Annotated in this window: 27 protein-coding genes; 10 read left to right on the top strand and 17 right to left on the bottom strand. The window is 68.9% G+C overall.

Annotated features, from left to right (window positions below; translation table 11 throughout):
- Position 1: 1 nt before the first annotated feature.
- The 3 genes from EPY72_RS09660 to EPY72_RS09670 form a co-directional block, all read right to left on the bottom strand.
- Positions 2-187, bottom strand: coding sequence for a hypothetical protein (locus EPY72_RS09660; RefSeq protein WP_135806286.1), 186 nt, complete (start codon positions 185-187; stop codon positions 2-4).
- A 79-nt stretch (positions 188-266) separates the two neighbouring features.
- The gene (locus EPY72_RS09665; protein WP_134669973.1) at positions 267-533 is read right to left on the bottom strand and encodes an elongation factor 1-beta; all 267 of its coding nucleotides are present in this window, start codon (positions 531-533) and stop codon (positions 267-269) included.
- A 2-nt stretch (positions 534-535) separates the two neighbouring features.
- On the bottom strand, positions 536-715 hold the full coding sequence (locus EPY72_RS09670; protein ID WP_134669975.1) for an HVO_2753 family zinc finger protein: 180 nt from the start codon (positions 713-715) through the stop codon (positions 536-538).
- Positions 716-909: 194 nt separating this feature from the next.
- On the opposite strand from EPY72_RS09670, the gene EPY72_RS09675 reads away from it, so the two are divergent.
- Positions 910-1,839, top strand: coding sequence for an FKBP-type peptidyl-prolyl cis-trans isomerase (locus EPY72_RS09675; RefSeq protein ID WP_135806287.1), 930 nt, complete (start codon positions 910-912; stop codon positions 1,837-1,839).
- Positions 1,840-2,304: 465 nt separating this feature from the next.
- Here the strand turns inward: EPY72_RS09675 and EPY72_RS09680 are convergent, their stop codons facing one another.
- The 4 genes from EPY72_RS09680 to EPY72_RS09695 all read right to left on the bottom strand — a co-directional run bounded on the left by EPY72_RS09680 (position 2,305) and on the right by EPY72_RS09695 (position 5,868).
- Positions 2,305-3,051: an HFX_2341 family transcriptional regulator domain-containing protein gene (locus EPY72_RS09680; RefSeq protein ID WP_134669978.1), complete on the bottom strand. Its 747-nt coding sequence runs from the start codon at positions 3,049-3,051 to the stop codon at positions 2,305-2,307.
- A 70-nt stretch (positions 3,052-3,121) separates the two neighbouring features.
- On the bottom strand, positions 3,122-3,748 hold the full coding sequence (locus EPY72_RS09685; protein WP_134669980.1) for an RAD55 family ATPase: 627 nt from the start codon (positions 3,746-3,748) through the stop codon (positions 3,122-3,124).
- A 25-nt stretch (positions 3,749-3,773) separates the two neighbouring features.
- Positions 3,774-4,472 carry a MinD/ParA family ATP-binding protein gene (locus EPY72_RS09690; RefSeq protein WP_135806288.1) on the bottom strand — a complete coding sequence of 233 codons (699 nt, stop codon included), beginning with the start codon at positions 4,470-4,472 and terminating at the stop codon, positions 3,774-3,776.
- A gap of 109 nt (positions 4,473-4,581) precedes the next feature.
- Positions 4,582-5,868: a carboxylate--amine ligase gene (locus EPY72_RS09695; protein ID WP_135806289.1), complete on the bottom strand. Its 1,287-nt coding sequence runs from the start codon at positions 5,866-5,868 to the stop codon at positions 4,582-4,584.
- A 113-nt stretch (positions 5,869-5,981) separates the two neighbouring features.
- Between EPY72_RS09695 and EPY72_RS09700 the strand changes: the two genes are divergently transcribed.
- Both EPY72_RS09700 and EPY72_RS09705 read left to right on the top strand, forming a co-directional pair.
- Complete coding sequence (locus tag EPY72_RS09700; protein WP_135806290.1) at positions 5,982-6,398, top strand: DUF7522 family protein; 417 nt, start codon at positions 5,982-5,984, stop codon at positions 6,396-6,398.
- Positions 6,395-6,985 carry a DUF7504 family protein gene (locus tag EPY72_RS09705; protein ID WP_134669986.1) on the top strand — a complete coding sequence of 197 codons (591 nt, stop codon included), beginning with the start codon at positions 6,395-6,397 and terminating at the stop codon, positions 6,983-6,985. Before EPY72_RS09700 ends, EPY72_RS09705 begins: the two co-directional genes overlap by 4 nt.
- Here EPY72_RS09705 and EPY72_RS09710 read toward each other — a convergent pair.
- The 6 genes from EPY72_RS09710 to EPY72_RS09735 form a co-directional block, all read right to left on the bottom strand.
- Positions 6,982-8,397: a small ribosomal subunit Rsm22 family protein gene (locus tag EPY72_RS09710; RefSeq protein ID WP_135806291.1), complete on the bottom strand. Its 1,416-nt coding sequence runs from the start codon at positions 8,395-8,397 to the stop codon at positions 6,982-6,984. The genes EPY72_RS09705 and EPY72_RS09710 overlap by 4 nt on opposite strands.
- On the bottom strand, positions 8,394-9,143 hold the full coding sequence (locus tag EPY72_RS09715; RefSeq protein ID WP_135806292.1) for a prephenate dehydrogenase/arogenate dehydrogenase family protein: 750 nt from the start codon (positions 9,141-9,143) through the stop codon (positions 8,394-8,396). Before EPY72_RS09715 ends, EPY72_RS09710 begins: the two co-directional genes overlap by 4 nt.
- Before the next feature lie 41 nt (positions 9,144-9,184).
- On the bottom strand, positions 9,185-9,742 hold the full coding sequence (locus EPY72_RS09720; RefSeq protein WP_135806293.1) for a GNAT family N-acetyltransferase: 558 nt from the start codon (positions 9,740-9,742) through the stop codon (positions 9,185-9,187).
- 156 nt (positions 9,743-9,898) lie between these two features.
- Positions 9,899-10,690: an aldo/keto reductase gene (locus EPY72_RS09725; RefSeq protein WP_135806430.1), complete on the bottom strand. Its 792-nt coding sequence runs from the start codon at positions 10,688-10,690 to the stop codon at positions 9,899-9,901.
- 410 nt (positions 10,691-11,100) lie between these two features.
- Entirely contained in the window at positions 11,101-13,767 is a 2,667-nt protein-coding gene (locus EPY72_RS09730; protein ID WP_135806294.1) for a PAS domain S-box protein, read from the bottom strand.
- A 75-nt stretch (positions 13,768-13,842) separates the two neighbouring features.
- Entirely contained in the window at positions 13,843-15,018 is a 1,176-nt protein-coding gene (locus EPY72_RS09735; protein WP_135806295.1) for a M24 family metallopeptidase, read from the bottom strand.
- A 131-nt stretch (positions 15,019-15,149) separates the two neighbouring features.
- Between EPY72_RS09735 and EPY72_RS09740 the strand changes: the two genes are divergently transcribed.
- On the top strand, positions 15,150-15,380 hold the full coding sequence (locus tag EPY72_RS09740) for a DUF8066 domain-containing protein (RefSeq protein ID WP_135806296.1): 231 nt from the start codon (positions 15,150-15,152) through the stop codon (positions 15,378-15,380).
- 52 nt (positions 15,381-15,432) lie between these two features.
- Positions 15,433-16,587 (top strand): Gfo/Idh/MocA family protein, encoded by a 1,155-nt coding sequence (locus EPY72_RS09745; RefSeq protein ID WP_135806297.1) that lies wholly within the window; start codon positions 15,433-15,435, stop codon positions 16,585-16,587.
- 1 nt (position 16,588) lies between these two features.
- On the opposite strand, the gene EPY72_RS09750 is transcribed toward EPY72_RS09745, so the two are convergent.
- A complete protein-coding gene (locus tag EPY72_RS09750; protein ID WP_134670000.1) occupies positions 16,589-17,437 on the bottom strand; it encodes an eIF2B alpha/beta/delta subunit family protein in 849 nt (282 codons plus the stop codon).
- 110 nt (positions 17,438-17,547) lie between these two features.
- Here EPY72_RS09750 and EPY72_RS09755 point away from each other — a divergent pair, with 110 nt between their 5' ends.
- Positions 17,548-17,886: a DUF7969 family protein gene (locus EPY72_RS09755; protein ID WP_244605556.1), complete on the top strand. Its 339-nt coding sequence runs from the start codon at positions 17,548-17,550 to the stop codon at positions 17,884-17,886.
- An 87-nt stretch (positions 17,887-17,973) separates the two neighbouring features.
- Positions 17,974-18,285 (top strand): HalOD1 output domain-containing protein, encoded by a 312-nt coding sequence (locus EPY72_RS09760; RefSeq protein ID WP_134670002.1) that lies wholly within the window; start codon positions 17,974-17,976, stop codon positions 18,283-18,285.
- A gap of 4 nt (positions 18,286-18,289) precedes the next feature.
- Here the strand turns inward: EPY72_RS09760 and EPY72_RS09765 are convergent, their stop codons facing one another.
- Both EPY72_RS09765 and EPY72_RS09770 read right to left on the bottom strand, forming a co-directional pair.
- Positions 18,290-19,792, bottom strand: a complete 1,503-nt coding sequence (locus EPY72_RS09765; RefSeq protein WP_135806298.1) for an RtcB family protein — start codon at positions 19,790-19,792, stop codon at positions 18,290-18,292.
- A 136-nt stretch (positions 19,793-19,928) separates the two neighbouring features.
- The gene (locus tag EPY72_RS09770; protein WP_134670005.1) at positions 19,929-20,339 is read right to left on the bottom strand and encodes an archease; all 411 of its coding nucleotides are present in this window, start codon (positions 20,337-20,339) and stop codon (positions 19,929-19,931) included.
- A gap of 109 nt (positions 20,340-20,448) precedes the next feature.
- Between EPY72_RS09770 and EPY72_RS09775 the strand changes: the two genes are divergently transcribed.
- From EPY72_RS09775 to EPY72_RS09785, 3 genes are all read left to right on the top strand, one after another.
- A complete protein-coding gene (locus EPY72_RS09775) occupies positions 20,449-20,937 on the top strand; it encodes a GNAT family N-acetyltransferase (RefSeq protein WP_134670007.1) in 489 nt (162 codons plus the stop codon).
- 62 nt (positions 20,938-20,999) lie between these two features.
- A complete protein-coding gene (gene priS / locus EPY72_RS09780) occupies positions 21,000-22,157 on the top strand; it encodes a DNA primase small subunit PriS (RefSeq protein ID WP_135806299.1) in 1,158 nt (385 codons plus the stop codon).
- The gene (locus tag EPY72_RS09785; RefSeq protein ID WP_135806300.1) at positions 22,154-23,029 is read left to right on the top strand and encodes a DNA replication complex subunit Gins51; all 876 of its coding nucleotides are present in this window, start codon (positions 22,154-22,156) and stop codon (positions 23,027-23,029) included. The genes priS and EPY72_RS09785 overlap by 4 nt, the downstream gene beginning before the upstream one ends.
- A gap of 581 nt (positions 23,030-23,610) precedes the next feature.
- On the opposite strand, the gene EPY72_RS09790 is transcribed toward EPY72_RS09785, so the two are convergent.
- Positions 23,611-23,808, bottom strand: a complete 198-nt coding sequence (locus EPY72_RS09790) for a hypothetical protein (protein WP_134670013.1) — start codon at positions 23,806-23,808, stop codon at positions 23,611-23,613.
- Between the last annotated feature and the right edge of the window lie 116 nt (positions 23,809-23,924).

Below are 23,924 nucleotides of genomic sequence, written 5' to 3' on the forward strand. Positions count from 1 at the left end.
ACTACTGCTGTTGCTCGGCGGCGCGCTTGAGTATCTGTGGGACGACCGCGATTTCGAGGACCGCCATCCCGAGGACGAGCAACCGCATCGTCCCGTCGAGGAACGCGAACGCGACGATCACGAGTATCGCGGCGCTGCTGGCGGCCATCCCGTACCGGACGAGCGGCGTTTCGAGCGGATTGCCCATACGCCGACCCACCGGGAGCTATCAGTTAATTGTTATCCTTCGGAGCGTCGACGAACCGCGAGAAACCGCGACCGACCGCTTATATCCGACCGACGTTCTCGACTTCGACGCTCTCGACGCCTTCGACCGTCGAGAATCCCTCCTCGACCGCTTCGGTCCCGCCCGTGTCGTCGGGGACGATCACGGTCGGGAGCAAGGCGACCAGCCCGAACGCGACGTCGTCGCGCTCGAAGCCGTTGATCTTCGCGCCCTCCGGGAGCGACTCTTCGAGTCGGTCCTGGAGTTCGTCGAGGTCGATTTCTGGGCTCTGCGGCATGACCTTGATTTTTGCGGCGACCTTCCCCATAGTTACGGACCCATGAACCCGCAGTCGGGACACTCGTAGAGGTTGCTCTGCTTGCGGCACTTCGCACAGCGGTAGATCTGCTGGCCGCAGTCCGGGCACTTGAACGACGCGGCGTTCGTGCCGGAGATGTTGATTCCGCAGGAGACGCACCGGCGCGCCTGCCTCTGTTCGGTCTGGCTCATACCCCTTCGTACCCGTTCACGGCTTTTAATCGCTTCGAAACGCCCCACCGGGTCCGGCGTCGCCCCGCGAGGCGTCGAACGCCCGGATTCGCCGCCAGCCCGCCGCCCGCTACTGATTCGACCCCGATTTGGGGCCGTATTGCCGAGAAACACGAAACGTGATTCTTAAGGGGCGAACGAGCGACGTTTCGGGTATGAGTGAAGAAGAAGAGACTGACGTAGCCGACGAGACGAACGAGGACGCGGACGCCGAGGGACTCCAGAGCGGCGACTTCGTTCGCCTCGATTACACCGCGCGCACCGTCGAGGACGGCAACATCGTGGACACGACCGACCCCGAGGTCGCCGAGGAGGAGGGCCTCGACGACGAGGAGGGTCGCGAGTTCGAACCGCGCGTCATCGTCCTTGGTGAGGGCCACATCTTCGAGAGCGTCGAAGAGGCCGTCATCGGCGGCGAGGTCGGCGACGCGGACGAGGTCACCATCCCCGCCGAGGAGGCGTTCGGCGAGTACGACCCCGATCAGGTCAAGACCGTGAGCGCGGACAAGATCCCCGAAGACGAGCGCTACCCCGGCGCGCACGTCGACATCGACGGCCAGCACGGTCACGTCGAGACCATCATCGGCGGCCGCGCCCGCGTCGACTTCAACCACCCGCTCGCGGGCGAGGACGTCGAGTACGACTACGAGGTCGTCGGCGAGGTCGACGACCGCGTCGAGAAGGCCCAAGGACTCATCTCGATGTTCCTCGACGCCGACCTCGAGATGTGGATCCAGACCGACGAGGTCGAAGAGGAGACGGTCGTCGAGCCCGACGACGAGGACGCCGAGCCCGAGACCGAAACCGAGACCGTCGAGAAGGAGACGCTGTACATCGAGAGCACGCCCCAACTGGCGATGAACCAGCAGTGGATGTTCCAGAAACAGCAGATCGCCCAGAACGTGATGGACCAGCTCGACCTCGACCGGGTCATCGTTCAGGAGACCATCGAGGGCGGCGCCATGGGCCCGATGGGCGGCATGATGGGCGGCGGCATGGGCGGGGCCGACCTCGAAGAGGCCCTCGACGACGCCGACGTCGACGAGGACGAGATCCTCGAAGAGCTCGAAGAAGCCGACGAGTAACCCGACGCGCCGTCTCGCCGTCCGGCGAGAGACGCCGAATCGACCGACGACTCGTTTTCTGGGACGCTCGTTCGCGAGCCGCGGCGCTCGACGGTCGGTACCGACGGGGCTCGCCCGGCGGACCGAAGGCCGTCAGGGCGACCGTCCGGAGGCCAAACGACCGAAGACAGCCTGAAGACCGAACCGACAGCGCGAGACCGCGCGAGGGCCGAACGAAAGGGGGACCGCTCGGGTCGACGGTGGCCGTCGCGAGCGAACGGCACCGCGGGAGGGTCGCGGACGGCCGAAACCGCGTGGAGGGCCGATTCGGGGAGGCCGACGAGCCGACCTCCGTCTATGCAGTCACCCCGGGACCTGTTCAATACTATCCGCATACTACCGATAATATTGACTGTAAACTGACACCGAATAGTATCAATACTATCTATACTATCGTTCGGCCCGCGACCGAACGGCCAGCGGTGCTCACGACTGGGTGAGGACGTGGCGGAACGCCCGGAGCGCGTTCGCGCCGGTGTCGGTCAGCGTCACCTGCTTGCGACGACCGACCTCCTCGACCGCGATGTAGCCGTCCTCGAGTAGCGGTTCGATCACGTTCGCGTTCAGGAGCGCGAACTTCGCCTTGTCGTTGGCGGGGGCGTTCTCGGCGACGAACGACAGGTCCGCCTCCTCGGCGTGCTCGATGATGTCTTTCTTCTTGGCGGTGTACGCCTCGGTGTTCGCCTCGTCGAGGAACGCCATGACCGCCACCTGATCGGCGGTGGGCGACTCGATGGGATAGGACGGCAACGCCTCGTCGTCGCGGTAGCCGTAACTCTGGCGTTCCCCGCGGTCGGCGTAGGGGTAGCCCTCTGGGTGGACGTAGTAGGCGGTCGCGTCGGTGCACATACACGCCATCGCGGTCCCGACCGCCGAGAGCTTCGAGCCCGTCGAGACGTTGACCCGGACGATGTCGCCGCCGTGTTCGGCCACCAGCGTCGTCACCACGCCGAGCACGTCGTATATGTCGAAGAGGTCGACCGACCGCGATCGGACCGAGACCCCCAGATCGGCGAGTCGCTCGCGCACCTCGTCGTGGTACTCCGGCGCGTCGGTGCGGTCGTCGTGTTCGAGGAGGTAGAGGACGTCGACGTCGTACTTCTCGGCGGGACCGACGATCCGGTCGTCCTCGTAGCCCAGCGGCGCGACGTGGACCTCGTCGATGGTGTTCATGCGGGATTCGTCTTCGTTGGGACGGCCGCGACGCTTAAGCCTCGCTGTTTCGTCCGGCCCCGACCCCCGGTCACGCGATGTCGCGGCTGGTGTCGATCCGAACCGACTCGGCGAGCTCCAGCTTGATCGTCTCGGACAGCGCGCGCCCGCCGCGGAACTTCGGCACCGCCAGCCGGGTCTCGACGGTGTCGCCCGAGTACTCGGTGTGGAGCTGGAACACCACGTCGGCGACGTGCTCGGTCACGTCGCGGGCGTCGGGCACCGACCGGCCGTCGAGACAGTGGAGGATCGCGACGCTCCGGGTGTTCGCGAGGTGGTTGCGGAGGTCCGCGAGGAAGTTGCGGTAGCGGCTCGTCTCCTGGCGCTCCAGCAGGTCGACGGGGTCGACGACCAGATTCGAATCCTCCGAGAGCCGCCGGAACAGCCGCTGGGAGTGGTCAAGCGGCGCGTCGCCGGGGACGTGGCGCACGTCGGGCGAGCCGGTCGGGCCGGGCGTCCGTTCCAGGGTCTCGATCACGGCCGCCTCGTCGCGGTCCGTCGAGAGATAGAGGGTCGGGCGAGACGACGTGAACTCGTAGAGCAGGAGCTCGGCCTGACTCGCCGGAGGCGCCGAGAACGCGACGACGCTTCCGGCCGGGAGCCCGCCGTCGAGCTTCCGGTCCAGCACGTCGATGCCCGTCGAGAGCCGGCGTGACACGTACGTTCAGCCCGACGCGCACAGATCATAAGTATTTGGGCTGGAGCGCTGACACGAGCCGGTCGTGGGCCGCCCGGACGCCCGCGTCGTCGAGCGGGTCGGCGTCGGGTCGGCAGTCCACGGTCGGAACGACGCCAAGCACCTCGCAGTCGAGCAGATCCTCGACGCCCGGGGGCGCCCGGGGGTCGACGGCGTCCGACCCCGACTCGCCGGCCCGGGAGACGACCGCGCCCGCGATCGGCGTGTCGAGTTCCCGGGCCATCGCCGCGGTTTTGGCGGCGTCGCGCAGGCAGGCTGGCTCGGGCGTCGTCACCACGAGCGCGGCGTCGACGACCCGAAGCGGCGCGACCGCGTCGGGGCCGGCGCCCGCCGGCGAGTCGACCAGAACGGTCGAGGATTCGCCTCGCAACCGCGCGAGCTCGGTCGCGCCCGGCGCGTCGGCGGGCCGGGTCTCGATCCCGGTCTCGGCGGCCGGGAGCACGCTCACACCAGCGGGCACGCCGGGCGCGCTCGCGGCCCCCGCGACCAGCCCGGCGGGCCACCCCGCCGCCACCGCGTCGAGACAGGGCCGGCGGGCCACCTCGGCCATCGCGTGGAGGTCGGGCATCTCGCGGTCGGCGTCGACCGCGAGCACCGGCGCGCGCTGGCGGGCGAGCGCGCCCGCGAGTCCCAGCGTCGTGGTCGTCTTCCCGCATCCGCCCTTACCGCCGGCGACGGCTAACATGACGGGAGGTGGGCGCGGCTTCCGGTTTGAACGTTCGGGGGCGACTCCGGGGACGGTCGCCGCGTCCGCCGCCCCCGAGAGGCGGACGGACGCCCGACCCCGCGGCGATTCAACAGGCGCAGTAGTACTGCTGGGTGCCGAACTCGGTCTGGAGCAGTTGGTAGGCCGGTCCCGGGTCGGACGGGCGGTAGACGCCGGTCGTGAGGTCCTCGAGCGACTCGAACGCCCCGGAGGCGATCGCGAGCCACTCCTCGCGGCCCAGCACGTCCGCGAACCCCTCGTCGCTCCCGAGGAGCCGAAGGTAGTCGGCGAGATACGCCCACGTCGCGTCCCGAATTTCGTCGGGTTCGTAGGACTCGCCTACCTCGTCGGCGTAGGCCGCCAGCGGGAGGTTCGCGCCCGCCTGCACGGGCAGGGAGATCCACTTCCACGGCCGGGTGTTCACGTCGAGCAGAACGTACTCCTCGCGGTCGCCGTCGTAGACGAATTCGGCCTCGCTGATGCCGTAGTAGCCCGTCTCCTCTAGGACGGCGAGCGCGTTCTCCTCGACCTCGGGGGCGTCCGCGCGCTGGACGACGCAGGAGGTGCCGTACCCCAGCGGGTACCGGACCCGGGCGTTGCCGACGACGCTCACCGGAGCGCCCGACTCGGGGACGTAGGACGCCAGCGAGCAGTCCTCGCCACGCACCGCGGGGACCTTCTCCTGGGCCATCACCCGGATGCCGGCGTCGGCCGCGTTCTCGACCACGTCGAGAAACTCCGCGCGGTCGGCGACCTCGACGACGTTGGTGCCGACCGCCTCCTCGAACTTGCGTTTCAGGGCGGGCTTTACCACCAGCGGGAAGCCGAGCAGGTCGGCGGCCGTCTCGGCCGGGACGCTCTCGCGGGTGCTGGCGGCCCCGGCCGCGCCGCCGGTCTCGGCCGGGTCGGTCTCGGCGACTCGGTAGGTCTCGGGGTACGGGACCCCGAGGTCCTCGGCGACGCCGTACAGCGACTCCTTGTCGAGCACCGCGTTGACCGTCTCGCGGTCGGCGAACGGGAGCGCGACGCCGTCGGGGTCGCTCCGGGAGAGGGCGTGGACCCACTCGTCCATGCACCCGAACGCGACCGGCTCGTGGTCGAGTTCGGCCGCGAGCGCCTCGACGTCCTCGCGGAAGCCGTCCTCGTCGTCCAGCGGGTAGGTGACTCGGCCCGCGAAGTCGACCGCGTCGGAGTAGGGCGCGACCCCCTTCCCGTTGCGGTCGATGGCGATCACGGGCACGTCGCGGGTCTTGAGCGCCCGCGCGACGCTCAGCCCGGTGACGTGGGCGTTCGCGACGATCGCGGGCGGTCGGTCGAAGCTGGCGTCCGCGAGCGCGTCGCGGAGCCCCTCGAACGAGCGGAAGCTGTCTGCCATACCCGCCCTTGTCGCTTGTCGGGCTAAAAGACCGCCGAGTCGGCAAGCGACACCGCTACGTGTGACGTTTCGCTGTCGGGTACACTTTTAAAGCGGCAACGTAACCCGAATCCATGGACGAAATCATCGGTGATCCGGGACTGACGGACTTCGACGCACGAGCGGGGTTCGAGGCGGTCCGAGCGGCGGCGGACAGCGACCTGCGCGCGTTCGTCGAGTACGACGGCGAGTCGTACAACCCGGTGTTCATCGCCGAACGCGTCGTCGAGAAGCACGGGGACCCCGAGGAGGTGGGTGAGTTCGCCGACCGACTCCACTTCAACTACAAGCTCGATTTCGCCGAACGCGAGATGTACGAGGACCTCTACGAGCCCCTCGGAAGCATCACCGCCTTCGCGGTGTATCTCACCGACCAGACCATCGTCCGGTACGTCGACGAACGGGAGGGGATCTACGTCTCGGTCGACGGCGAGACCCACGCCGACGAGGTCATCGAGGCGCTGGCCGACGCGCTGGGAGACCGGCGATGACCGCGCCGGTCTCCGAGGAGATCCCGAACGCCAGCAACGTCCTCATGCTGGCGCCGTCGCTGACTCCCGAAGACGGCGATCTCCACCACGATCTGCTGGCCACCCGGACCCTCGCCGAGGAGAACGTTCTGATACTTACGTTCGGCCGGGCCGACCGCTGGATCAGGGAGTTCCGAACGAACTACGACGAAAACCCCAACGAGATCGCCATCATCCAGATCGACGAGACGCTTCGGCGCTCTCGTCCCCACCCCGACAACGTGTCGGTGCGGACGGTGAGCCCGACCGACCTCACGGGGGTCGGAATGGCGGTGAGCGACGTCATCGAGGACTGGGCCGATCGGGACGCCCAGACGGTCGTCTGCTTCGACTCGATCACCGACTTCCTGCAGTACGCCGATCGCTCGACGCTGTACCGGTTCCTCCGAGTCGTGACTCGCCGGTTCGACGCCGCCGGCGGGTTCGCACACTTCCACATGAACCCCCACGCCCACGACAGGCAGACGATCGCGACGCTCAAGTCACCGTTCGACGCCGTCGTCGAGGCGACCGACGCCGGCGACGTCTCGGTCACGACTCGCTACTAAGCGGGGATTCGGTCGACGACGGTGTCCTCGTCGACCACGAGGTTGTACGCCTCCTCGTCGTCGTTCCACAGCGCCAGCACCTGTTCGAACGACAGCAGGTCGCCGTAGTCGGCCGTTCGGAGGTCGGCGTTCAGCGCGGTCTCGTTGGTGAGCACCGCGAAGTGGTCGCTCGACTGACTGCCGTCCCCGATCTTGAACAGGGGGTTGCGGTCGCCCTCGGCGAGCGAGTGGCTGAGCTTCACCGCCACCAGATCGATGCGCTCGGTGACGTGGCGCTCCATCTCGGCCATCTTGGCCGACCAGTCGGAGTTGGCCTCGAACTCGATCCGGCGCCGCCCGTCGGGCCGGAGGATCGAGTAGGCGAACTGGACGTCGACGTTGACGAACTCGCCGGTCGCGCCCCCGGCCTCGTCGAGTCGGCGCTGGAACGTCGGCACGTCGAGGTCCGGCTTCACGTCGAACGACCACCCGCGGTCGGTGGGACGCTCGCCGGGCCAGAGCCGGAGGGTCGGCGAGTACACCGCGGCGCGGTCGGCGTCGTCCGCGACCGCGCGCTCGACGGTCCGGAGTCCGATCGCGGTCTCGCGGTCTGCGGGCTCGATCGCGAGGACCGCGCCGTCGGCCGCGAGCGCGTCGAGATACCGATCGACGACCGCCTCGGGGTCGCCGAGTTCGTTGAGCACGTTGGCGAACACGATCAGGTCGTAGGGCTCGCCGTCGCCGTCGGGGTCGAACGCCTCGGCGGTCTCCCGGAACACGGTCGGGTGGACGTTCCGCCCCGCGTCCGCGAGCAGGCGGTCGAAAACGTCGGCCGCCGGGCTGGGCTCGACCGCGTGGTACTCGACCAGCGCGTCGTCGGGCAGGTAGTCCCGAACCCCGAGCGCGGGGCCGCCGACGCCCGCCCCGACGTCCAGAATCCGGAGTCGTCGACCGAGCAGGCCGGTCTCGGCGAGCTCGTCGAGGACGTACTGGACGACCGCGTAGTTGTCCGGGAGGTGGTAGATCGCGTACGCGAGCGCCGCGTGCTCGTCGTACTCGACCGGCTCGTTCCGGAAGTACTCGTCTTTGAGCCGGCGGATCGACTCCCGGAGTCGGTCGCCCGACTCCCCGCGGTGCCAGTCGGGGCCGAACCGCTCGACCAGCAGGTCTTCGAGGTCGCGTCCCGCCGACTCCGGGAACGCCTCGACCCCGCGGAACGTCGGCCGGACGGGGTCCTCGCCCACCGGCTCGAACATGCCGTCCTCGCGCTCGACGAGGCCGAGATCGAACGCCTCCTCGCTGAGCGTCCGGCGGACGACCGCCGGGTGGGGCTGGCCGTCGACGTACTCGGAGACTTCCTCGGGATCGATCGGGCGGACGTTCCGGAGGTACTTGGCGTTCTCGCGGATCCGCTCGCGCTGTTGGGGGTTCATTCGTCGCCCTCCGGCGTCGCGTTCGCGCTCGCTTCGCGATACAGGTCGGCGAACGCCTCGGCGTCGGCGTCCGCGAGCCGCCGAGCGGCGTCGGCCACGTCGTCCGCGCCCTCGAACCTCGATTGGATCTCGGCGTACACGTCGGGGTCGTTGCCCGCGACCTGCCCGACGACGTCCGCGAGCGCCTCGAAGACGGGCGTCGTCAGCCCCTCCGGAACCTCGTCGGCCGCGAGCGCGAACGACAGGATCGCGGCGTGGGCGCTCGACTGGACGGTCGACATCGCCTCGTCGTGCTCCGCGGCCGTCGTCTCCACGAGGTCGTTGCCCGCCGCCCGCAGGTCGTCGAGGATCGCGTCGGTCGCGGGTCCGGGCGCGTCGGCGACCACGGCGACGTTCCCGGGGGCGTTGGCCGCCCCGAACAGCGGGTGGAGGCTGACCCGTTCGCGGTCGGGGGCGTGGTCGACCATCGCGGCTACCGGCCCGGCCATCGCGCCGGTCACGTCGAGCATCGCCGACGCGGCGCGGTCGGCGTGGTCGGCGATCGCCGACTCGGCGGCCGAGATGGGGACCGCCAGACAGACCGCTTCGAAGCGCTCGTCGGTCGAGAGTTCGACCGCGCGCCCGCCGACCGCCTCGGCGGCCGCCGTCGCGACCGCGGGGTCGGCGTCGGCGAACGCCACGTCGGCTTTCACCGTCTCGCCGAACCACCGACCCATCTCGCCAGCGCCGACCACGAGTACGTTCATCGGTAGCCGATAGCGACCGCGGTCTCAAAAGCAGTTCGCTCCTACAGCGGGCGGCTCATCTCCAGCTCGCCGAGTCCGGACTCGGTCACGGAGAACTCGGCTCGGCGGTAGAGGCTGACCGCCGGCCGGTTCCCGCGCCGGACCGACAGCCAGACTCGCTCGACGCCCGCCGCCTCGCCGCGGCCGAGTAGCGCCTGGAGGAGCGCGGTTCCGATCCCGGCCGACCGGTAGTCGGGGTGGACGAACAGCGCGAGTTCGTGGCCCGGCCCGCCGGCGAGCAGGACGCCGTGGCCGACCGCCCGACCGCCGTGGGTCGCGACGACGCCGATGCCGTCACAGATGGTATCGAGCCACTCGCGCCGGCGGTCGGGGTCGGCCGGCGGGATGCCCTGCGCCCGCCCTTCGATCCCGAACGCGTCGTACATCGCCGCCAGCGCCTCGCGGTCGCCATCGGTCGCTACGCGGCACTCGACGGTGCGGCCGGCCGCGTCGGTGATCGTCCGCGGCGGCGACCTGCGGAACTGCCGGGAGTCGGTCTCGTCGGCGTCGGCCGGCGCGTCGGGGTCGACGCCGGCGTCGACGTCGGCGTTCGCGCTCATCGGTCACCGCCCGACTGGAGCCGAAGCGGGTTCTGGACCGGTCGATCCGGGCTGTACGGGGCGAGACGGGGTGGGCGTCGTCCCATTGCGCTCGGGACGAGGACGCGACCCTGCTTAAAGATAATGATCTTTCATGATAAAACACCTTATACGCCCTTAGTTCCAGGGTGCGGCGTCCGGATCCACGATGCGTTCCTCGCGGTCGATGTCGTCGATGCGGTCGACGTCGTCGTCGTCGAGGTCGACGCCGAGGCTCAGCCAGTTCTCCCGGATGTGGTCCTCGCCGGCCGCCTTCGGGATCGCGGTCACGCCCTTCTCGCGGAGCCACGCGAGGCTGACCTGCGCGGGGGTCGCCTCGTGTTTCTCGGCGATCTCTTGAAGCACCTCGACGTCGTCGACCGCCCCGCGCGCGATCGGCGAGTACGCGACCAGTTCCACGTCGGCGTCGTCCTGCGCGCAGAACTGCTGAAGCTCGGTCTGGGCGAGCAAGGGGTGCATCTCGACCTGATTCGCGAAGATGGGCTCCTCGGAGACCTCGATCGCCTCCTCGAGCAGTTCGACGGTGAAGTTGCTCACGCCGATCTCCTCGATCAGGCCCTCCTCGCGGAGCTCCGCGAAGGCGTCGAGCGTGTCGGTGGCCTCGTAGTCCCCGGTCGGCCAGTGGACGTACAGCAGGTCGACGTAGTCGAGCCCGAGCCGATCGAGGCTCTCCTCGGCGTTGGTGAGCACCTGATCGTAGTCGAGGTTCTCGGGGCTGATCTTGGTCGCCACGAACAGCTCCTCGCGATCGACGTCGGCCTCGGCGATGGCGTCGCCCACCGCCTCCTCGTTGTGGTAGCCCTCCGCGGTGTCGACGTGTCGATACCCCGTTTCGAGGGCGGTCCGGACGCTCTCGACGCACTCGTCGTAGTCGTCCATGTCGTACGTGCCGAGCCCGAACATCGGCATCCCGTGAGTCGACGGCGCCTCGACGGCCTCGACTTCCTCGGGGATCTCGTCGGCCGCCGCACCGGCCTCGATCGTCTCCTCGCCTTCCTCGCTCTCCTCATCCTCCTCGCTCTCCTCCTCGCCGGTCCCGACGGCGTTTTTCGCCTCTCGAGTCACGTCCTCGACGTCGGGCCCAGAGGGCGCAAGCTCCCCGGAGCCGCCGTCTCGGCGCCGCCCGACGAGAAAGCCCGCGAGAAACGCCACCCCGAACGGGAGCAGTCGGCCGAGTAGGCCGCGTCCGTCGTCAGATTCGTCGTCCTCTCGGTCCCCGGTCTGGGTCTCTTCTCCGAACATACCCTCCGTTCGAGGAGGGCGTACTTCCCGATTGTGGCGGATCGGGGCCGAATCCGCCGGTTCCGGCCTCGACCCCCCTACTCGGCGACGAACTCGACGCCGAGGACCTCGAACCGCGCGCCGCCGTCGTCGCCCTCCGTGGCGTTGACCCGCCACCCGTGGGCGCTCGCGACCTGTTCGACGATGCTCATCCCGAAGCCAGTCCCCTCGTCTGCGGTCGAGTAGCCGGTCTCGAAGATCTGACTGGACTCCTCGCCGGGAAGGCCTCGACCGTCGTCCTCGACGTAGAAGCCCGCGTCGCCGGGGAGTTCGCCGACGGTGATCGTCACTCCCTGACCCCCGTGTTCCACGGCGTTCCTGAAGAGGTTCTCGAGCAGTTGCCCGAGGTGACTCTCGTCGGCGCGGATCGACCGTTCGGCCTCGACGACGACCGTCGCGTCCCGGGTCGCGACGTTTCCCCAGCACTCCTCGACCGCGGCGTCGAGCGCGACCGCATCCATCTCGACGGCGGACTCGCCGGCCTGCGCGATCGCCAGCAGGTCCCCGATCAGCTCCTCGATGCGCTCGTGGGCGCCCTCGACCTCGTCGAGGTGGTCGCTGTCGCACTCCTCGCGGGCCATCGCCAGCCGCCCCTGAGCGACGTTGAGCGGGTTGCGGAGGTCGTGGCTGAGGATGCTGGCGAATTCGTCGAGCCGGTCGTTCTTCCGGCGCAGTTCGCGCTCGCGGTCGAGTCGCCCGAGCGCCTTTTCGGTCTGGCTGACCAGTAGCTCGGCGAGTTCGAGGTCGGTCGCCCCGAAGCCGTCGGGGCGTTCCGAGACGAGCGCCAGCGCGCCCCGACCGTCGACTGGAACCGCGAGCGCCGAGCCGACGGCCGACTCGGAGTCGTCCGCGACGGCGCGGGCCGACTCGCCGGTCCGGTGGGCCTCCCGGGCCGCCTCGATCCCCGTGTGAGCGGCGTCGGCGCCGTCCGAACCGACGGTTCCCGACCCGGCGACCTGCGAGAGGCCGTCGTCCTCGGCGAGGTAGACCGCCGCCGCGTCGAACTCGAGGAGGCTCTCGGCCGCTCGGACGGTCCGGTCGCAGACCGCCTCGGGCGTCTCGCAGGTCAGGAGGTCGGTCGCGAACGCGCGATTCTCCTTGAGCCGGCGCTCGCGCTCCTTGCGAGCCGAGACGTCCCGGCCGGTCCCGACCAGCCCGGCGAGCTCGCCGTCGATGTCGGTCAGCCGCGAACCGGTGAACTCGTAGGGGATGCGATCGCCGCTCGCGGTCCGGAACTCGGCCTCGACGGTCGTCTCGCCCGTCGTCAGCGCGTCGTCGATAGCCTTGCGGATGCGGTCGCGCTCGTCCGGCGCAAAGAACTCGATGGCCGCCATGGTAGCGATCTCCTCGTCGTCGTACCCGGACACGCGCCGGAAGGTGTCGTTCCACCGCTCCATTCCGCCGTCGGTCCCGACGACGTAGTAAAGGTCGTCGATCGTGTCGAGCGCCTGATCGATGAAGGCCCGCTCTTCGCGGAGTTCGCGGGCGCGCTCGATGCTGTCGAGCGCCGTCGTCGCGTGGACCGCGACGATCCGAGCGAGCGACACGTCGGTCTCGTCGAACGCGCCGACTTCGCACGTCCCGATTATCAGGACGCCGCGGTCGCCGAGCGGCAGGATGATCTCGCTTCTGACCCGGGTCGAGTCGGCGGCGCGGCCGGGCGCGGTCGAAACGTCGTCGTAGACCCGGGGCTCGCCCGACTCGAAGACCTCCCCGGCGATGCTGTCGTCGGGGTCGAGCGCCGGCATCGACTCGCCGCCGGTGAGTTCGTTCGCGGTCTCCGACCACGCGACCGGCATCAGCCGGCCCGTCTCCTCGTCGTAGATGTGGACCGCGTTCGCCCGCATATCGAGGATGTCCCGGACGGCCTCGACCGCGACCTCGCCCACGTCGGCCTCCGTCTCGGCCGTCATGAAGATCTGGGCGGTCGAGTGGAGCTTCTCGATCGCCCGCTTGCGCTGGGCGTTCTCGGTGACGTCCCGAACGGTACAGACGAGCTTCCCGTTCGCGGTCGCCACGAGCGCGTGGTCCTCGACGAACGTGGTCCCGTCGGCCCGGAGCCCTGTCGTGGTGCCGTGCCAGTAGCCGTCCGCTTCGACCGCCGGGAGGATATCGTCTCTGGCGGCGTCAACGTCGTCCTCGACGTACAGCAGGTCCCAGTGCTCGCCGATCAGCTCGTCGGGCTCGTAGCCGTACAGGTCGGCGTACGCCTGATTGACGTAGGTGAACCGGCCGTCGTCGTCGAGGATGCTGATGCCCTCCCGGGCGGTCTCGATGGCGTCGAGGTGACGCCGGCGCTCGCGCTCGGCCCGGGTGCGGTCGACGGCGTTCCGGATCCGGTTGGCGAGGATCGCGTACTGGTCGGTCCCGGTCTCCTTCTGGAGGTAGTCGGTCACCCCCGCGGAGATGGCCTCGGAGGCGATCTCCTCGCTCCCCTTGCCCGTGAACAGCACGAACGGGACGTCCGGGTCGCGCTCGCGGACGGCTTCGAGGAACTCGATGCCGTTCCGGCCCGGCATGTCGTAGTCCGAGACGATGCAGTCGACGTCGGTGTCACCGAGCCGATCGAGGCCGGCGGCGGCGTCGGGTTCGGTGACGACGGAGAGACACTCGTCTTCGCGCTCCAGAAACCGCGCGACGAGCGCGGCGAAATCGGCGTCGTCGTCGACGTGTAACACCCGGACGGGGTCTTCGGAGTCACGCATGGTCGGTACTCGATTTTGAATATGCGTTAGACAGAAACGTGATAAGTCCCCGGGTCTCGTCGCGCGGCCCGTCGCTCACTCGGGTCGCAGACGGATCGGGTAGTCGGTCAGGTTCTCGTAGCCGTCCTCGGTCACGACCGCGAGGTCCTCGATCCGGACGCCGCCGACGGCCGGGTCGTACAGTCCCGGCTCGATGGTGACGACGTGACCCGGCCGGAGTTCGCCGCCCTCGGGCCCGATCCGCGGCTCCTCGTGGACGTCGAGCCCGATGCCGTGGCCGGTGCTGTGGATGAATCCGGTCTCGGCCGACGGGTCGCTCCGGAGAGTGTCGTAGCCCTTCGCCTCGAAGACGTCACAGACCGCGTCGTGGACCGCCGCGCCGGTCGCGCCGGGTTCGAGCGCGTCGAGGGCGGCCTCGAACGCCTCGCGGGTGTCCTCGAAGCGCCGCCACACCGCCTCGCTGGGCTCGCCGACGACGAACGTCCGGGTCATGTCGCCGTGGTACTTGGTCGCCTTGTCCCGCGGGAAGATGTCGATCACGATCGGCTCGCCGGCTTCGAGCGGTCCGCTCCCCCGGTCGTGGGGGTCCGCGCCGTCCGCCCCGCCCGCGACGATGGTCTCGTCGAGCGCACAGCCGTGGCGCAGGAGCGTGACCTCGATCTCCTCTTTGACGCGCTCGCTCGTGAGCGCCTCGCCGTCGCGGTACAGCAGGCCGTCCTCGACGGTCGCCGAGGCCAGCAGTTCCTCGGCGGCCGCCATCGCGGCCTCGTTGGCTCGCTGGGCGTCGTGGACGTTCTCGACCTCCGCGTCGGTCTTGGTCGCGCGGATCTCGGTCACCACGTCGGTGTCGAGCACCGTCACCTCGATCCCCGCTTCGCGGAGGTCGTCGGCGGTGCCGAGCGGGAACCGCTCGGGCGCCGCGACCGACTCGACCCCGCGATCGGCGAGGAAAGCCGCGACCGCGCGGTGTTTCGCCCCGGCTCGACCGTGCTCGTCCACGAGCGCCGGGTAGTCGTAGTCCGCGAGCCGAGCCACCTCGTCGGCCCGGCTCTCGGTCCTCGCGCGGCCGTACTCAAGCCCCGAGACGAGCAGTGCGGTCTCTTCGGGCGTGTACAGCGTGACGAACGGGTCGGGAGCGTCGAACCCCGAGAGGTACAGCTGGTCGGCCTCGTCCGAGTCGGCGTCGAGCAGGTAGCCGCCGGCGCCCGCGTCCGCGAGCGCGTCCGAGAGCGACGAGAAGTCGGGTGCCATACCAATCGCGTGTCGGGCGAGCGTCAAAACGCTACGGGTTTCGGCGCCGGCGCCGACACGGGCTCGGGGTCGGTGGTTGCCGACCGCTCGAATCGAAAGCTACTCGTCGGCGCCTTACGACGCCCCCGATCATGTCAGACACCGATCGGGACGGGCGGGCGCTCGAACTCGCGCTGGCGGTCGTGGGCCTCGTCGCAGTGCTCTATAGCCTCCTCATCGCGGCGCGACCGCTCGCCGGGGTGACCGTCGTCGCGTGGCTGTTCGGGGCGTACCTCGCGTGGCGGTCGTTCGGACTCGCGGTGCGGTTCGTCGTCGCCGTCGAGCGGATCGCCGACGCGATGGAAGCGCGGGCCGACGAGTAGCGACCGCCGCCGGCCACCAACAACTAACCCGACCGCCGGCGTACGCGGGGCCATGACCCTCACCGTCGGAGTTCTCGGCTACCGGTTCATGGGGAAGGCCCACGCGAACGCGATGGCGCGACTCCCGATGTTCTTCCCGGACGCCCCGGACGTCGAGCGGGGCGTCCTGATCGGCCGCGACGAGTCGGCCCTGCGGGCGGCCGCCGATCGGCTCGGCTTCGAGCGCACCGCGACCGACTGGCGCGAGGTGGTCGGGGAGGTCGACGCCTTCTACAACCTCGGGCCGAACCACGTCCACGCCGAGCCCTCTATCGCGGCGCTGGAGGCCGCCACTCCGGTGCTCTGCGAGAAACCCCTCGCGAACGACCTCGACGGCGCCGAGCGGATGGCGGCGGCCGCGGCCGACGCGGAGGTGCCGACCGCCGCCGCGTTCAACTACCGGTTCGTCCCGGCGCTCCGGTACGCGAAGAACCTGATCGAAGACGGCGAACTCGGCGAGATCAGACACTTCCGGGGACGATACCTCCAGGACTGGCTCGCCGACCCCGAGGCGCCGTGGTCGTGGCGCAACGACGAGGAGCTCGCGGGGAGCGGCGCGCTCGGTGATCTGGGCGCCCACACCGTCGATCTCGCGCGGTTTCTGGTCGGCGACGTCGAGCGCGTCTCGGGCCACCTCCGGACGTTCGTCGACGAGCGTCCGGTCGAGGACGAGGACGCCGGACCCGACGAGACCCGATCGGTCACGGTCGACGACGCCTACTCCGCGCAGGCCGAACTCGACGGCGGCGCGATGGCGACGTTCGAGGCCTCGCGGGTCGCCGAGGGCCACAAGAACGACCACACCGTCGAGGTCCACGGCTCGGAGGGGAGCCTGCGGTTCTCGCTCGAACGGCTGAACGAACTCGAAGTCCTGCGCGACGGGGCTCGGGGGTACGAAACCATTCTGATAACGGACGCCGAGGACCCCTACCTCGACCACTGGTGGCCGCCGGGACACGTCCTGGGGTGGGAACACACCTTCGTCCACGAGAACTACGCGTTCCTCTCGGCGGTCGCGAGCGCGGCGTCGGGGACCTCGCGGAGCGACGAGGCCGCCGACGCGTACCGCCCGAACTTCGCCGACGGCCTCGCGGTCCAGCGGACGCTGGCCGCGATCGAGGAGAGCCACGAGCGCGGCGAGTGGGTCGACGTCGACGCCGGTCGGTGAGTCAGAACTCCCGGACGCCCTCGTCGGTCACGACCGAATCGAGCAGGTCGGTCGGAGTCGCGTCGTAGGCGGGGTTCTCGACGTCGAAGCCCTCCGCGGGCTCTAAGAGGACCTCGCTTGGCGACCGGAAGTCGTTCTCGAACCGGAACCCCTCGCCGACCAGCTTCGCCGACGACCCGACGACCGTCACCGGCACGTCGACCTCGGCGGCGGTCGCGACCAGCGGGAACGTCCCGATCCGGTTGTAGAGGGTGTCGTCGACGATGCAGTCCATCCCGAGAAACACCCGATCGCACTCGGGCAGGTAGTGGCCACAGGCCCCGTCGACGACGAGATGGGTGTCGACCCGGTCGTACTCCCCGAGGACGCGAGCAGTCTTGCGACCCAGATACCGGGGTCGGGCCTCGGTGACGTAGACGTCGAGGTACGCGCCGTCGGCGACCGCGCGCTCGATCGACTCCAGCACGGTCGAAGAGTAGTCGTGGGTCAGGATCGTCATCCCGTCCTCGACGTACTCGACGGCGTTGCCGGCGGCCCGGCGCTTCGCGGTCTCGACCTGCTCGACCACGTCCTCGATCGCGTCCCGGAGCCGGCGCTTCGCGGCGTCGACCGACTCGGCGCCGTCGCCGACCATCGAGACGATGGCGCGCTGGGTCGTCACCAGCGAGGCGTGAGAGGGGTTCGCGCGCCGGAGCGCCGAGGAGTTGCGTTCGAGCGCGCGCTCGAACTCCTCGGCCGACGCGAACTCCCGATCGCAGAGCTCTTCGAGCGCGCGGGCGGCCTTCACGGCGACGACGGAGGAGCTGTGGGTCTGCATCTCGCGGATCTCCTCGACCGTCTCGTCTATCATATCTCGTACGTCTCCCCTCGGGAGGATAGGCTTTCCGGGACTGCTCGTCACGGCCCGAACCGACCGCGATGGCCGCCACGTTAAGTAGTCGCCGCCCCTACGTCCGCTCGATGCCAGATGTCCGGTACTACTGTCCGCGATGCGGGGCCCTCTGTGCCCTCGAACGCGACGCGTACCTCGCCGACAAGTGCGTGACGCCCGAACCGTTAGAGGGCTGGGAGTACGCCGGCGCGTACGAGGACTTCGAGGACGCGGACGGCGTCGAGATCGTCTGTGGCGGTCCCGAGACGAACGGCGAGGGGTGTGGCGGGGTGTACTACCTGAGCTTCGTCAAGTTCGAGGACGGCGAGGAACTCGACCCCCGCCGGGCCGCGGCGTTCCGGCCGCCGTCGCCGTCGATCGACGGCTCGGACTCCGAGAGCGGCCAGCGCTTCGACTTCGATCCCTGACCGAGACGGCGGGTCGCCGCCCGGAGCGAGCTAAATCAATTGACACGCCGAGAAACGGTTATTGTGGTTCGCGGTGAATCGCGTGCTATGACCGAAGAGGGAGGCACGTCGCCGCCGGACGCCGAGGACCCCATCGTTCACCGCGAGCTGTTCGAGGGCGAACGACCGGCGTCCGAGGAGGCCGCCGAGATCGAAGTCGCAGAGATCATCGCCGACCTCGAAGGGCGCGAACCGACCGACATCTCGGCGCTGTACGACACCATCGACCACCTCGTCGAACACCTCTTTTCGAACCCGCCGCCAATCGAGGCGCAGGCCGAACTGACGTTCACCTACGAGGGCTACCGGATCTGTCTCTTTCAGGACGGTCACGCCACGTTCATGAAAGTCTCCGAGTAGCCGGTCACCCCTTGATGTTACACACCGGGAAGGTCCGTGCGACCTTGTCGCCGATGCCAAGCGCGTCCGACACCCGGACGACTTCGTCGACGTCCTTGTAGACACCGGGCGCCTCCTCGGCGACCGTCGCGCCGCTCTGGGCCTTGACGTAGATGTGTTCCTGTTCGAGGTCGTCCTGTACGTCGCCGCCCCAGTAGTCCTGTTTGGCCTGCGTCCGGCTCATGGTTCGGCCCGCGCCGTGGGCGGTCGAGCCGAACGTGCGGTCCATCGACTCCTCGCCGCCCCGGAGGACGTAACTGCCCGCACCCATGCTTCCGGGGATGATGATAGGCTGGCCCACGTCGCGGTAGGCCTCCGGCACCTCGGGGTGGCCCGCGGGGAACGCCCGGGTCGCGCCCTTCCGGTGGACGTAGAGTTCCCGCTCCTCGGTGTCGGTGGCGTCGCCGCCCGACGCCGGACGACCGTCCGACCCGATCCCGACGGTGTGGGTCTCCTTCTTGGCGATGTTGTGGGCCACGTCGTACAGCAGATCCATCCCCAGCGTCTCCCAGTCGGCGTCGAAGACCTTCTCGAACACCTGCCGGGTCCGGTGGGTGATGAGCTGGCGGTTCACCCACGCGAAGTTGATCGCCGCGCACATCGCGCCGTAGTAGTCCTCGGCGAGCTGGCTCCCGGCGGGCGCGGCCGCCAGTTCCTTGTCGGGGAGCCGCGACAGCAGGCCGGCGTGGGCCTTCTCGATGTCCCGGAGATACTCGGTACAGACCTGATGGCCGAGCCCCCGGCTCCCGCAGTGGATCAGGACCACGATCTGACCCTCTTCGAGGCCGTAGGCGTCGGCCACCCCGTCGAGATAGGTGTCGGTCACGCGCTGGACTTCGAGGAAGTGGTTGCCCGACCCGAGACTGCCGAGCTGGTTCTTCCCGCGGTCTTTGGCCTTCTGGGGCACCTTCGCGGGATCGCTGTCGTACCGGACGCCCTCGTCCTCGCAGTGGGCGAGGTCCTCGCGGACGGCGTAGCCCTCTTCGAGCGCCCAGTCCAGCCCGCGGTCGAGGACCGCCTCGACGGTGTCGATGTCGCCCTCGACGATGCCGCCGCCGCCGAGCCCGGACGGGACGTTCGCGAACAGGGCGTCGACGAGTTCTTCCTCGCGGCCCCGCAGGTCGTCGTAGGTGAGGTCGGTCCGCACCATCCGGACGCCGCAGTTGATGTCGTAGCCGATCGCGCCCGGCGAGATACACCCCTCCTCGGCGTCGATGCCCGCCACGCCGCCGACCGGGAAGCCGTACCCCTGATGGCCGTCGGGCATGCAGATGGCGTGGTTTCGCACGCCCGGCAGGTGGGTGGCGTTTCGGAGCTGTTCGAGCGTCTTGTCCTCGGAGATCTCATCGAGCAGGGACTCGCTGGCGAGCACGCGGGCCGGAACGCCCATCTCGCCCGTCGCGGGGATCTCCCAGACGAACTCCCGAACCTTGTGGAGCGTCACGTCGCCGGCGTCGTAGGTGGTCATACTCCTCAGTTAGTCGTCGGGCCGGAATACGTTTCGCCATCGGTCTCGCGCGCCGACGAGTCGGGCCCACCCGGTCGCGAGCGACCGGACGATATCGGTCGGGATCAGAGGTCCCCGTCGGCGCGGACCGGCCGGCTCACACGTCGAAGACGACGTACGCGCGCCAGCCTCCGTCGGTCTCGGCCAGTTCCATCTCCGAGTACGTGACGGCCTTGACCTCGCGGGCCGAGACCGCCGAGAGCGGGACGCCGCGAGCGCTCGCGTCGGCGACCCACTCCCCGTCGGCCGCCCGGACCGTTACCTCGTTGTCGACGGGCAGGACGGCCCGGACGTCGCGCTGGTAGATGAGTTCGTCGAGGTAGTCGAACAGGAGCGCCTCGCGGGACTCGGCGCGGACCGACAGCTCGAACCGGTCGCCGGTCGCGGGCGGCGCCTCGCACATCGCGGCCGCGAGGCCGTCGCCGGCGGCGGCGAAGACCGCCCCGAGCGACTCGCCGGTCGCCTCGACCGCCACGTCCGCGGTGTGATCGCGGAGTCGGTAGCTCATACCCCGAGCGACGGACCGGGCGGGCAAAGTCGTTCGCCATTCGTCTCGGTCGCGTTCGGGTCGGTCGCGGGCGGTGGAATTATATTGACCACGAACATACCCGGAGCTAGTGAGCGTCAACGTCGATATCGAAATCGCCCGTCCCGGCGACGAGAGCTACGTCGAGGAGGCGTGGCAGCTCAAAGAGCGCATCCGGGACGGCGAAGACGTGCTCAAACAGCGCCGGGGGTTCTTCGTGGACGCCTACCGGCGCTCGACGGTCCATCTGGTGGTCTCTCGGGAGGGCGACGACGAGCGCCTGATGGGGTTCGCGGCGGTCCGGCGGGACGGTTACATCCTCTTTCTGGCGGTCGCACCCGAGTCCAGAGGCGAAGGCGTCGGCAAGCGACTGGTCGGTCGGGTCGCCGAGAACCACGACACGGTCACCTGCCACGCCCGCGCGTCGAACCAGAACGCGCTCGGGTTCTACGAGCATCTGGGGTTCGAGGTCGAGCGCCGCATCGACAACTACTACGAGGACGGCGGCGACGCCTACTACCTGAAACTCGGCCGGAGCGGCGGGCTGACCGAGAAGCTCTCGGAGTTCGTGCGGGGCTGACCGCCGGGCCTCGGCCCCGAAAGAACAAGCCTTTAATCGTCGGCTTGCCTCACTCGTAGCCGATGGAAGAGCGCACCCGAGCGTACCTCCGAGGCCGGTTTCGCGACCACTACCGCCGCGCCGAGGTGTCGGCGCCGCCGGCCCCGCAGGCCCGCGAGTGGGGGTACATCCCGTGGACCACCGGGCCGACCACGATGGTCCGCCACCAGTCGCTGCTGGAGCTCGGGGAGCTCTCGGACTTCCTCCGGCGCGAGCGCCCGCGCCACGTCTACTTCTCGGCCGGGCGCTACGACGACCCGGGCGCCGACGAGATGGACGACAAGGGGTGGCGCGGGTCGGACCTCGTGTTCGACATCGACGCCGACCACCTCCCGGGGGTCGACCCCCAGCGGGACGGCTACGGCGAGATGCTCGCGGCCGGAAAGGACGAGCTACTGGCTCTGCTGGACCTGCTGGAAGCCGACCTCGGCTTCGAAGACGTCACGGTCGTCTTCTCGGGCGGTCGGGGATACCACGCCCACGTCCGCGACGAGGGCGTCCGCGACCTCGACCGCGATCGGCGCCGGGAGATCGTCGACTACGTCCGGGGCGAGGGCGTCGACCTCGACGCGATCCAGCGCACGGAGATGGGCGGCACCGCGACCCGGAGGGTCCTCAAGACCGACGGCGGGTGGGGCCGGCGGGTCCACCGGCGACTGCTCGGCCTCGCCGACGACCTGCTCGCGATGGACGAAGCCGACGCGCTCGACCGGCTCCGGGAGTTCGACCGGATCGGCGAGGGCCGGGCGAAGACCATCCTCGGGGCGGTCTCTGAAGACTACGAGAAGCTGGCGAGCGGCAACATCGAGCGGGGCGGCCCCGGCATCCGTCAGCTCGCGAAGGTGATGACCGGCGAGGTCGTCGCCGACGAGTCGGCCGCGATCGACGAGCCGGTGACGACCGACGTCCGGCGGCTGATCCGACTGCCGGGGAGCCTCCACGGCGGGACCGGGTTCGAAGTGACGCCCATCCCCCGCGAGGAGGTCGAGGCGTTCGACCCGCTGGTCGATCCCATCCCGGAGACGTTCGTGGGCCACGACGTGACCGTCGAGGTCACCGACCCCGGCACGGTCGAACTCGACGGCGAAAGCTTTAGGCTCCCGGCGGGAGAGGTATCGGTCCCCGAATACGTGGCCGTGTTCCTGATGGCGCGCGGCCGGGCCGAGAAGGGTCGAGAATGAATCTGGACGAACTCCGCACGGTACAGAACAAAGAGCGTTCGAAAGACAGCCTCCAGCACCTGCGCGAGTCGTTCTACGCCGAGGTCGGCGAGTACATCGCCGACCTCAAGGCCGAACGCGAGCGCGCCGCCGAGCGCGCCGAGAGCCAGTTCGACGACCCGGAGGTCAACCGCCTCACCGACGAGATCCACACCGCCGAGGACGTCGTCGAAGCGGTATACGAGCGCCGGGTCGGGAAGGTAGTCAAGCGCGCGAGCCTCGCCGCCGCGGGGATGCCCGCCGACGAGGAGGGGCTGACCGCCGAGGAGCAAGAGCTGTTCACGTCGCTGGTCGAGGAGATCGAGGCCAACAAGGCCGAGGTGCTCGACATCCTCGCGGGCGAGAGCGACGCCGCACGGGCCTCGGCGGACGCCGACGCCTCGCCGGTCACCGACTCGACCCCTCACAGCGACCCCGCCGAGCCCGACGACGCCGACACCGAAACGGACGTGAGCGCCGCGGACCTGATGGGCGGGGGCTCGCCGGTCGACGACGAGCCGGCGAGCGCGGCGCCGACCGACGACTCCGACGGTGACGACCCGCGACCGGCCCCCGACGAGGCGGCCGCGGTCGCGGGCGCGCCCGACGGCCCGGAGGTGGACGCGCTCGACGACCGACAGGAGGCCGACAGCGACCCCGACGACTCCACGGACCCCACCGAGGGGCTCGACGACCGCACCACCGTCCGCATCACCCGCGACGTGGGCGAGATCTTCGGCGTCGACGAGCGCACCTACGAGCTCGCCAGCGAGGACGTGGTGACCCTGCCCGAGGAAAACGCGGGGCCGCTGGTCGAGCGCGGCGCGGCAGAGCGACTCACCGACGTTTTTTAGCGGGGTCCTCGCTCGCCACGCTCGCTCGAACCCCGCCAAAAACGTCGATGGAAACGCCTCGCGTCGCTCGGCGTCTATCGTGCAACTCAGACGATCTAGCACCCATACGTCCTATCCGATCGTTCTCAGAGTAGCAGTTGGGAAGTACAGAGCGTGGACTCACTGTTGTGCGTGACATCATCATCCGCGAGTCTCGAACCGGAACGAAGCCCTCGGACGACTCTCGATTTCAATCCGGTTGCAAACCGTCAGGCAGGGTTTTTCTTCAACTCTGTGCCGGACAAATTCTCCGTATTCGGCACGACCACCGCAAAGACATCTCGAATATGATAGAAGCGGCGTGGTACGTTCGCGTTTCGAATTCACCAAACAAGGCAAGACAGCCCCGCCTTTGAATTTAGAGGCTTTGTTGGATTCCTATCTTCAGAGACAGCTCTACCTGAAATAGCCGGCCGATGAGAACTGCCCCTTGGCCGCCGATGATCCGACCACTTCAGAATACTAAGTACATACTACTGGCTTTGTTGAAGTCCTCAGCAGTTGATAGTTTTACACCCCAATTGCTCAGTACAGAGGGTCGTCTATCGTGGGTCAAACATATAGTAGACGATTACCGTCGTAACTCCCATCATCACTGCGTGGATGGCGGTCACTCCCTGAAACAGCAGACTCCCAGCGAATACCCCGAAGAAGCTCGCAATACCAACTGCGATGGCAAATTTTAGTCGGGGGAGATCTTCGACCCACGCTTCAAACTGGTAGTATGATTGTAGCGCCATCGCCGTGATGTTGTTTGAACAGTAGCGTATAAAATCGTATGCTGATACAGGTCGGATCAACAAGCCGTTTCAGGCGAAGATATATCTGAAGAATAGGATTTCAACAGAGCCATACT

It is taken from the genome of Halorussus marinus (assembly GCF_004765795.1).
GTDB lineage: Archaea > Halobacteriota > Halobacteria > Halobacteriales > Haladaptataceae > Halorussus > Halorussus marinus.

Coding starts and splice junctions, on each gene's coding strand:
- EPY72_RS09660 (WP_135806286.1), bottom strand. CDS start 187: ATGGGCAATCCGCTCGAAACGCCGCTCGTCCGGTACGGGATGGCCGCC.
- EPY72_RS09665 (WP_134669973.1), bottom strand. CDS start 533: ATGGGGAAGGTCGCCGCAAAAATCAAGGTCATGCCGCAGAGCCCAGAA.
- EPY72_RS09670 (WP_134669975.1), bottom strand. CDS start 715: ATGAGCCAGACCGAACAGAGGCAGGCGCGCCGGTGCGTCTCCTGCGGA.
- EPY72_RS09675 (WP_135806287.1), top strand. CDS start 910: ATGAGTGAAGAAGAAGAGACTGACGTAGCCGACGAGACGAACGAGGAC.
- EPY72_RS09680 (WP_134669978.1), bottom strand. CDS start 3,051: ATGAACACCATCGACGAGGTCCACGTCGCGCCGCTGGGCTACGAGGAC.
- EPY72_RS09690 (WP_135806288.1), bottom strand. CDS start 4,472: ATGTTAGCCGTCGCCGGCGGTAAGGGCGGATGCGGGAAGACGACCACG.
- EPY72_RS09695 (WP_135806289.1), bottom strand. CDS start 5,868: ATGGCAGACAGCTTCCGCTCGTTCGAGGGGCTCCGCGACGCGCTCGCG.
- EPY72_RS09700 (WP_135806290.1), top strand. CDS start 5,982: ATGGACGAAATCATCGGTGATCCGGGACTGACGGACTTCGACGCACGA.
- EPY72_RS09705 (WP_134669986.1), top strand. CDS start 6,395: ATGACCGCGCCGGTCTCCGAGGAGATCCCGAACGCCAGCAACGTCCTC.
- EPY72_RS09710 (WP_135806291.1), bottom strand. CDS start 8,397: ATGAACCCCCAACAGCGCGAGCGGATCCGCGAGAACGCCAAGTACCTC.
- EPY72_RS09715 (WP_135806292.1), bottom strand. CDS start 9,143: ATGAACGTACTCGTGGTCGGCGCTGGCGAGATGGGTCGGTGGTTCGGC.
- EPY72_RS09720 (WP_135806293.1), bottom strand. CDS start 9,742: ATGAGCGCGAACGCCGACGTCGACGCCGGCGTCGACCCCGACGCGCCG.
- EPY72_RS09725 (WP_135806430.1), bottom strand. CDS start 10,690: ATGCCGATGTTCGGGCTCGGCACGTACGACATGGACGACTACGACGAG.
- EPY72_RS09730 (WP_135806294.1), bottom strand. CDS start 13,767: ATGCGTGACTCCGAAGACCCCGTCCGGGTGTTACACGTCGACGACGAC.
- EPY72_RS09735 (WP_135806295.1), bottom strand. CDS start 15,018: ATGGCACCCGACTTCTCGTCGCTCTCGGACGCGCTCGCGGACGCGGGC.
- EPY72_RS09740 (WP_135806296.1), top strand. CDS start 15,150: ATGTCAGACACCGATCGGGACGGGCGGGCGCTCGAACTCGCGCTGGCG.
- EPY72_RS09745 (WP_135806297.1), top strand. CDS start 15,433: ATGACCCTCACCGTCGGAGTTCTCGGCTACCGGTTCATGGGGAAGGCC.
- EPY72_RS09750 (WP_134670000.1), bottom strand. CDS start 17,437: ATGATAGACGAGACGGTCGAGGAGATCCGCGAGATGCAGACCCACAGC.
- EPY72_RS09755 (WP_244605556.1), top strand. CDS start 17,548: ATGCCAGATGTCCGGTACTACTGTCCGCGATGCGGGGCCCTCTGTGCC.
- EPY72_RS09760 (WP_134670002.1), top strand. CDS start 17,974: ATGACCGAAGAGGGAGGCACGTCGCCGCCGGACGCCGAGGACCCCATC.
- EPY72_RS09765 (WP_135806298.1), bottom strand. CDS start 19,792: ATGACCACCTACGACGCCGGCGACGTGACGCTCCACAAGGTTCGGGAG.
- EPY72_RS09770 (WP_134670005.1), bottom strand. CDS start 20,339: ATGAGCTACCGACTCCGCGATCACACCGCGGACGTGGCGGTCGAGGCG.
- priS (WP_135806299.1), top strand. CDS start 21,000: ATGGAAGAGCGCACCCGAGCGTACCTCCGAGGCCGGTTTCGCGACCAC.
- EPY72_RS09785 (WP_135806300.1), top strand. CDS start 22,154: ATGAATCTGGACGAACTCCGCACGGTACAGAACAAAGAGCGTTCGAAA.
- EPY72_RS09790 (WP_134670013.1), bottom strand. CDS start 23,808: ATGGCGCTACAATCATACTACCAGTTTGAAGCGTGGGTCGAAGATCTC.